Here is a 6,434-nt window from a genome sequence, read left to right on the forward strand (position 1 = left end):
AAACCCTCTCCCTCGTTTTGTCATTGATAACTTATATAATTAAGAATTAAAGACCTTTTGAAGTCATGTAAGCTGCTAGGTCTACTACGCGGTTAGAGTAACCAGTTTCGTTATCGTACCAAGAAAGTACTTTAACCATGTTACCTTCCATTACCATTGTAGATAATGCATCGATTGTAGAAGAAGCTGTACATCCGTTATAGTCGATAGATACTAATGGCTCTTCGCTGTATCCAAGGATACCTTTTAATTCGCCTTCAGCTGCTGCTTTGAATGCTGCATTTACTTCTTCAACTGTTACTTCTTTGTCAAGTTCAACAACTAGGTCAACTAGAGAAACGTTAGCAGTTGGAACACGTACAGCGCCACCGTTTAATTTACCTTTAAGTTCTGGTAATACTAATGCTACAGCTTTAGCTGCACCAGTAGATGTTGGGATCATGTTTTCAGCTGCTGCACGAGCACGACGTAAATCTTTGTGTGGTAAGTCTAAGATTTGTTGGTCGTTAGTGTAAGAGTGAATTGTTGTCATCATTCCGCGTTTTACGCCGAATTTTTCGTTTAATACTTTAGCGAATGGAGCTAGACAGTTTGTAGTACAAGAAGCGTTAGATACTACGTTGTGGTTAGCTGCATCGTATTGTTCGTGGTTAACACCCATAACTACAGTGATATCTTCGTCAGAAGCTGGAGCTGAGATGATAACTTTCTTAACTGATCCACCTAAGTGTTTCTCAGCGTCTGATTTTTTAGTGAAACGGCCAGTAGATTCTACTACTACTTCTACTCCGTAGTCGCTCCATGGTAATTGAGCTGGGTCACGCTCAGCGATAACTTTAATTTCTTTACCGTTAACAACGATGCTGTTTTCGTTAGCAGATACTTCTGCATTTAAAGTTCCGTGAACTGTGTCATATTTTAAAAGGTGAGCTAATGTTTTAGCATCTGTTAAGTCATTGATTGCTACTACTTCTACCTCAGAGTTGTTAAGAGCTGCGCGGAATACGTTACGTCCGATACGTCCAAATCCATTAATACCAATTTTAGTCATTTGAATTTCCTCCTTGGGGGATTATATTAAAGGGTAAAACCCTTTGTTAACTGTTTTGCTGCACCTTCATCTGTAATTAGAATTGAAGTGTGCCCTTGTTTAATTACAGCCTGTATTGCTTTTGCCTTTGAAGAACCTCCAGCGACTGCAACAACGTGAGATACATTTTGTAAATCCTCTAGTTGCATACCAACTGTTCTTACTTTATGAACAACATTTCCTTCTTCATTAAAGTAGTAACCGAAAGCTTCGCCAACTGCTTCGCTTGCCTGAATCTTTAACCAATCTGCTTCTGAAGTACTTCTGCGACGTGCCATTGTTAACGCATCACCTATTCCATGAATGACGATATTGGAAGATCGAATCAACTCAAGAACTTCTTTCACGGAAGGCTCTGTCACAATAGACGCATATGCTTCGCTGCTAACATGATCTGGAACATACAATAAGCGATAATTACTCATCGTATTTTGCGCCATCTTGGCACAAATGGTATTGGCTTCTAACTCGACGCCTTCTCCAATTCCACCACGTGCTGGGACAAATAGCATATGTAAATCTTTGCAATCAAGTTGCATCATGTCCGCAGCAGCAGCTAGCGTAGTTCCTCCAGCCACAGCAACGATATTATTCGCTGTCAGACGGTCTTTTATACAAGTCACACAAGCACGGCCCATCTCCAGTTTGACCCAAGGTGATTCATCACTATCACCAGGGACAACGAAAACTTCATCCAAGTCTAATGTTTCCTTAAGTTGCTTTTCTAAAACCTTTAACCCGGAAATTTCTTTCATAAAGTCTTCCAAAGCAAGAACTAAAGCTGTTCCTTCTTCTGTCAAAGTCATTCCAGAAGAAGCGACGTGAACTAAGTTTTGTTCTTTCAAAACTTGAACTTCACTTCGCAATACTCGTTCTGTCATACCGAGACTTGCTGATAAGTTTCTTCTTCCAATCGGCTGCATGAGCCTAATGTATTGAAGAATTTGCATTCTCGTTTGCATAACAGGTAGCAGATCAGGTAATAATTTTTTTGTATTCTGAATCCATGAGCGCATATCTTTTCTCCTCACTACATCGGTTCATTTTCCCTCGTGGTCACTTTACGTCCCGTAGTGACATTTTGTGTCCCACATAGGTTAAAAAAATAATCCCTGCTACGTGTATTATTGTAACAGGAGATAGAAACTTATTCAACTCTTAACTGCATTCTTTATATAGTTTATTATGACACCTTTGTGAATGTTACCATATTCTACTTGTTTTCCGTCCATTTCTACAACCGGAATCATTAAGTGATATTTTTCTAAAAGGTCATTATCTTCATATATATCTATTTCCTCGATTTGAAAAGAATATTCACATTGTACTTCCTGTAAAACTTGTTTCGCCTTCACGCAAAGGCCACAATCTTTTTTAGTATACAGTACAACTTTCATCTTCTTCACCTATCCGATCGTTTTTCGTAATGACGAAGCTGGGATATGCATTTGTTCTCTATACTTCGCCACTGTTCTTCGAGAAATAACAATTTCATGCTCTTCTTCTAATAATTTTGAAATCTTTTGATCCGAAAGTGGCTTTTTCTTATCCTCTGCCCCAATTAGCGTTTGAATAAATTGTTTTACACGTTTTGTAGAAACTGCTTCATCTTCAGTCGTCGAAACGGCATTGCTAAAGAACGATTTCATCTCAAATAAACCGTGTGGTGTTTGCACATATTTATTTCGCGTCGCACGACTAATTGTCGATTCATGCACACTTAACTCTTCCGCTACCTCTTTTAAAGCGAGAGGTCTTAAATACTCTGGACCTTTCCAGAAGAAATCACGTTGTTTTTCCATAATAATAGTCATTACTTGCAGCAATGTCTGTTTTCTCTGCTTCAAACTGCGCATAATCCACTGCACATGCTGATACTTTTCTGATACGTAAGATGCTACTTCACTTTCACTATTATTAAGAAGCGCACTATATTCAGAATGAATTTCAATTCTCGGCATATTTCTCTCGTTCATTTGTAAGACGAGGCGATCGCCATCTTTTTTCACCGCCATATCAGGTACAATGTAAAGTGGTTTATCTGAAGAAAACGCAAGACCTGGTTTTGGTTGTAATGACGTTATACAATTTACCGCACTCTGCAATTCCTCATTACTACACTTCAACACTTGAACGAGCTTTCGCCAATCTTTCTTCACGAAATAAGCGAAATGATCTTCTACAACCTCTTCTGCTAATCCATTACGTCTTTGTAAGCGCTTCAATTGCAAAGTTAAACATTCCTGAATATTACGCGCCCCTACCCCTGCTGGCTCCAGTGATTGGACAAGCTCTACAGAACGGTCGACTACATGAATATGTGCAGAAAGGAGCTCTGCTAACTCTTCATTCGTTTCTTGTAAATATCCATTTCCATCCATGTTCATAATAATGAAAGAAGCTACTTTTCGCTCTTCTTCATCTATTTTATAATACTGTATTTGATTTAATAAATGTTGCTGAATCGTTGTAGAATCCACACTGTAGATCTCCATCTGATTCTCGACTTGTTTGCTGGTACTTTTACTGTTGTTAGAGCTCTTTTTCTTCTCCCTCTCAAAACCACCTAACTCAATAAGGGGATTCTCTAACGATTGCTCATACAAAAACTCCGATAATTCTTGTACATTATACTGGAGCATTGTAATCGCTTGCCTTAACTCTTGTGTCATTGCCAAACGTAAGCTTTGTTCTTGTAAAAGACTTGCCTTCAAACTAATCTCCCCCTTGTTTCTATTGTACAATAAGTTTGGTAAAAGGAGAATCCTCACGCAGACACCCATTCCAAAATATTATTAATTTATATGTATTAATGAGATTTACAACTTACAACCGAAATTTGAATAATATTGAAAGAAAATAATAAAGTTAAAAAATTATTATCAAGTACTAATAGTAAATCTTATTACTAGATATAACAAGAGGGAAATAAAAAAAGTCCTAACCTACAAAACGTAAGTTAGGACTTTTTGACGCGCCCAGAGGGATTCGAACTAATAGTAAAATACCCCTTTTATATCAAGGCTCCTTTAGATTTTTAGAAGTAATCGTGCAAAATTCATGCAAAATTATTTCAGCGTGCAAAATCTACAAAAAACAAAAGAGCACAGCGTGTATAAGTAGTGCTACCAACACTCTTATACCGTCCACCTGACTTGCCCAGGTAAACACTTGCTATACTCTCATGAGTTATTTTACATCATGCGGGGGTTATTCAGCAACGTTTACCAAATTGGTGACGTTGCTTTTTTGTTTCCAAAAAGGAGACAGATTTATTATGGAGAAGAAAAAAAGAATTACAATTATTGCAGGTAATGAAACATATGAAAATCTATCAACATTTAAAACTATTGATGAATTAAATAAAACTGTTCGGGCGTACAAAGAGAAATTCGCAGATCAGTTAAACAAAACTCAATTAGCTGTATTGATTCACTTACATACTCACTCCGCTAAATTCTTTGGTGTATCTTTTAAAACAAAAAAGAAGATTGCTGAGGCTCTTCAGATTAGCCGTAGAACGGTTATTCGAGTATGCCTACACTTAGAGTCTTTAGGTATTATTAAACAGCTAGAAATGAAACGTAAAAGCGATATGAGACAAACAAGTAATGCTATTGTTATTCAACCCATCATTGTGGAAGAACAAGTTGTCACACCTGAACCTGCAAAAAATGATGAATTTTGTCACACCAAAAAAACAAAAACTATTTCTTTAAAACAAAAGAGTAAAGACATACATATACGTAATAACAACGAGACTCAATCTAATGTGAATGATAATGACTTTATCGACTATCGTGTTCCACAATCTATGCGTATGAAATTAGCAACTGCATTTGGTTCAAAAGTTATCAATGAATCCTTCCACAATGCTGTGAATATCGCTAAAAAAGCTGCTAAGAAGTGTAGTTTACTATCGGACAAAGATGTATTTAACAATATTATTACCAATGCTTCTGTAGCTTTATTCTCTAAAACTCATGAATTTGAGCATAATAGAACACTTATGAAAAATCCAATTGGGTACTTTACTAATACATTTAAAAGCATGGTATATGACTACATCGATAGCTTTAGATCCATCCACAATATTGCTAAACGTAAAGAAAATAAATACATTGGGCTAACAGCTATGTTTTCACAGATTATCGATGGATAAATTCGCTTATTTCAACGGGATTGTAAACAACTTAATGGACAAGTTCTACTTTGATAAAGATTTTATGGGAGCATAACACTTCCGAAAAGCGCGAACAAGTGTTTGATTTATTCTCAATAACTTGTTATTATATGGTTAGATATTCCATACATAAAGTGAGGTATACACCATGAAACCATTAACAAGTAGACAAGCTGAAATATTAACTTTTATCCAAGAAAAGGTCATAGAAAACGGATTCCCTCCTACTGTTAGGGAAATCTGCAAAGCGACTGGACTTGCTTCTAGTTCCACAGTTCATGGACATTTAATGCACTTAGAAGAGAAAGGTTATATTCAGCGAGATCCATCTAAACCTCGTACAATTAAAATTTTAAAAGGAGCACTTATATGATTACTAATCCAATAGCACACGAAAAGGACAAATTGATTAGGAAAATTTATTCTAAGCAAAAAGATATTGCCGCTTTATTATTAAAGCATGGAAATCGTCAAGAGGTTGCGCACCTGGTTTATAAATGGCAATCCCATAAAAACTTTTTTATGCAAAACGCTGCTGTTACAAAAATACCTTTAGATGAACTTAAAGAGAGACATAAAAAAGTTACTGAATTACTCGAGCAAGTAGAGCTGTATACACTCAAGTAAAAAATTGATAAATAATCCCAATATCTCCAATGTTTGGTATAATGATTTTGTTATTAATTATCAGGAGGTCATTACATGAGTTATGATACTGTAGCATCGCTACAACGTATGCAACAATTAGAACAAGCTCAAGCTGCAGCAGGGAAACGTTTAGTGTTACAAAGAGATCATAAGAGAGATAATATACTAGCTGCACTTGCTATTGTATTTTCTATTCCTACCTTTTGTATTTCTCTTATGCTATTTGCTATTTATTACATAATTAAATCTCTTACAACCAAAACATACTTAGTTAAAAACGTTGCCACCGGAGAAAAGTTCCACGTAGATAAAGAAGAATTTAAACAGTACAAGAAGAACTTCAAGAAGAAAGAAAAACAAGTTAGAAGGATATCTGATTTGCAATAAAAAAGCCGACTCAATTATGTACTGACCCCTGTCAAGTAGACAGTAATTAAAACGCATAGTTAAGAAGCCTGAGTTCGATATTCGTATGGACTCAGGTTCTTTAATTTTTTCTGAAAACGATGGTGG

At 36.2% G+C, this 6,434-nt stretch carries 8 protein-coding genes; 4 read left to right on the forward strand and 4 right to left on the reverse strand.

Annotation, left to right across the window (positions count from 1 at the left end):
• Nucleotides 1-46: 46 nt before the first annotated feature.
• The 4 genes from gap to rpoN all read right to left on the reverse strand — a co-directional run bounded on the left by gap (nt 47) and on the right by rpoN (nt 3,804).
• Nucleotides 47-1,051: a type I glyceraldehyde-3-phosphate dehydrogenase gene (gap, locus tag MR168_RS21450; protein WP_000161236.1), complete on the reverse strand. Its 1,005-nt coding sequence runs from the start codon at nt 1,049-1,051 to the stop codon at nt 47-49.
• Between the two features lie 26 nt (nt 1,052-1,077).
• Nucleotides 1,078-2,106 (reverse strand): gapA transcriptional regulator CggR, encoded by a 1,029-nt coding sequence (gene cggR, locus MR168_RS21455; protein WP_001258185.1) that lies wholly within the window; start codon nt 2,104-2,106, stop codon nt 1,078-1,080.
• A 135-nt stretch (nt 2,107-2,241) separates the two neighbouring features.
• Nucleotides 2,242-2,487, reverse strand: coding sequence for a glutaredoxin family protein (locus MR168_RS21460; RefSeq protein WP_000869730.1), 246 nt, complete (start codon nt 2,485-2,487; stop codon nt 2,242-2,244).
• Nucleotides 2,488-2,496: 9 nt separating this feature from the next.
• On the reverse strand, nt 2,497-3,804 hold the full coding sequence (gene rpoN, locus MR168_RS21465; protein WP_000647955.1) for an RNA polymerase factor sigma-54: 1,308 nt from the start codon (nt 3,802-3,804) through the stop codon (nt 2,497-2,499).
• A 563-nt stretch (nt 3,805-4,367) separates the two neighbouring features.
• Here rpoN and MR168_RS21470 point away from each other — a divergent pair.
• From MR168_RS21470 to MR168_RS21485, 4 genes are all read left to right on the forward strand, one after another.
• The gene (locus MR168_RS21470) at nt 4,368-5,252 is read left to right on the forward strand and encodes a helix-turn-helix domain-containing protein (RefSeq protein WP_242291476.1); all 885 of its coding nucleotides are present in this window, start codon (nt 4,368-4,370) and stop codon (nt 5,250-5,252) included.
• Between the two features lie 169 nt (nt 5,253-5,421).
• Nucleotides 5,422-5,646, forward strand: coding sequence for a LexA family protein (locus MR168_RS21475; RefSeq protein ID WP_072179745.1), 225 nt, complete (start codon nt 5,422-5,424; stop codon nt 5,644-5,646).
• Entirely contained in the window at nt 5,643-5,900 is a 258-nt protein-coding gene (locus MR168_RS21480) for a hypothetical protein (protein WP_242291477.1), read from the forward strand. Before MR168_RS21475 ends, MR168_RS21480 begins: the two co-directional genes overlap by 4 nt.
• Nucleotides 5,901-5,975: 75 nt before the next feature.
• Nucleotides 5,976-6,308 carry a hypothetical protein gene (locus tag MR168_RS21485; RefSeq protein ID WP_086412000.1) on the forward strand — a complete coding sequence of 111 codons (333 nt, stop codon included), beginning with the start codon at nt 5,976-5,978 and terminating at the stop codon, nt 6,306-6,308.
• The last annotated feature ends 126 nt before the right edge of the window (nt 6,309-6,434 follow it).

Source organism: Bacillus cereus group sp. BfR-BA-01356 (assembly GCF_022663635.1).
Classification (GTDB): domain Bacteria; phylum Bacillota; class Bacilli; order Bacillales; family Bacillaceae_G; genus Bacillus_A; species Bacillus_A cereus.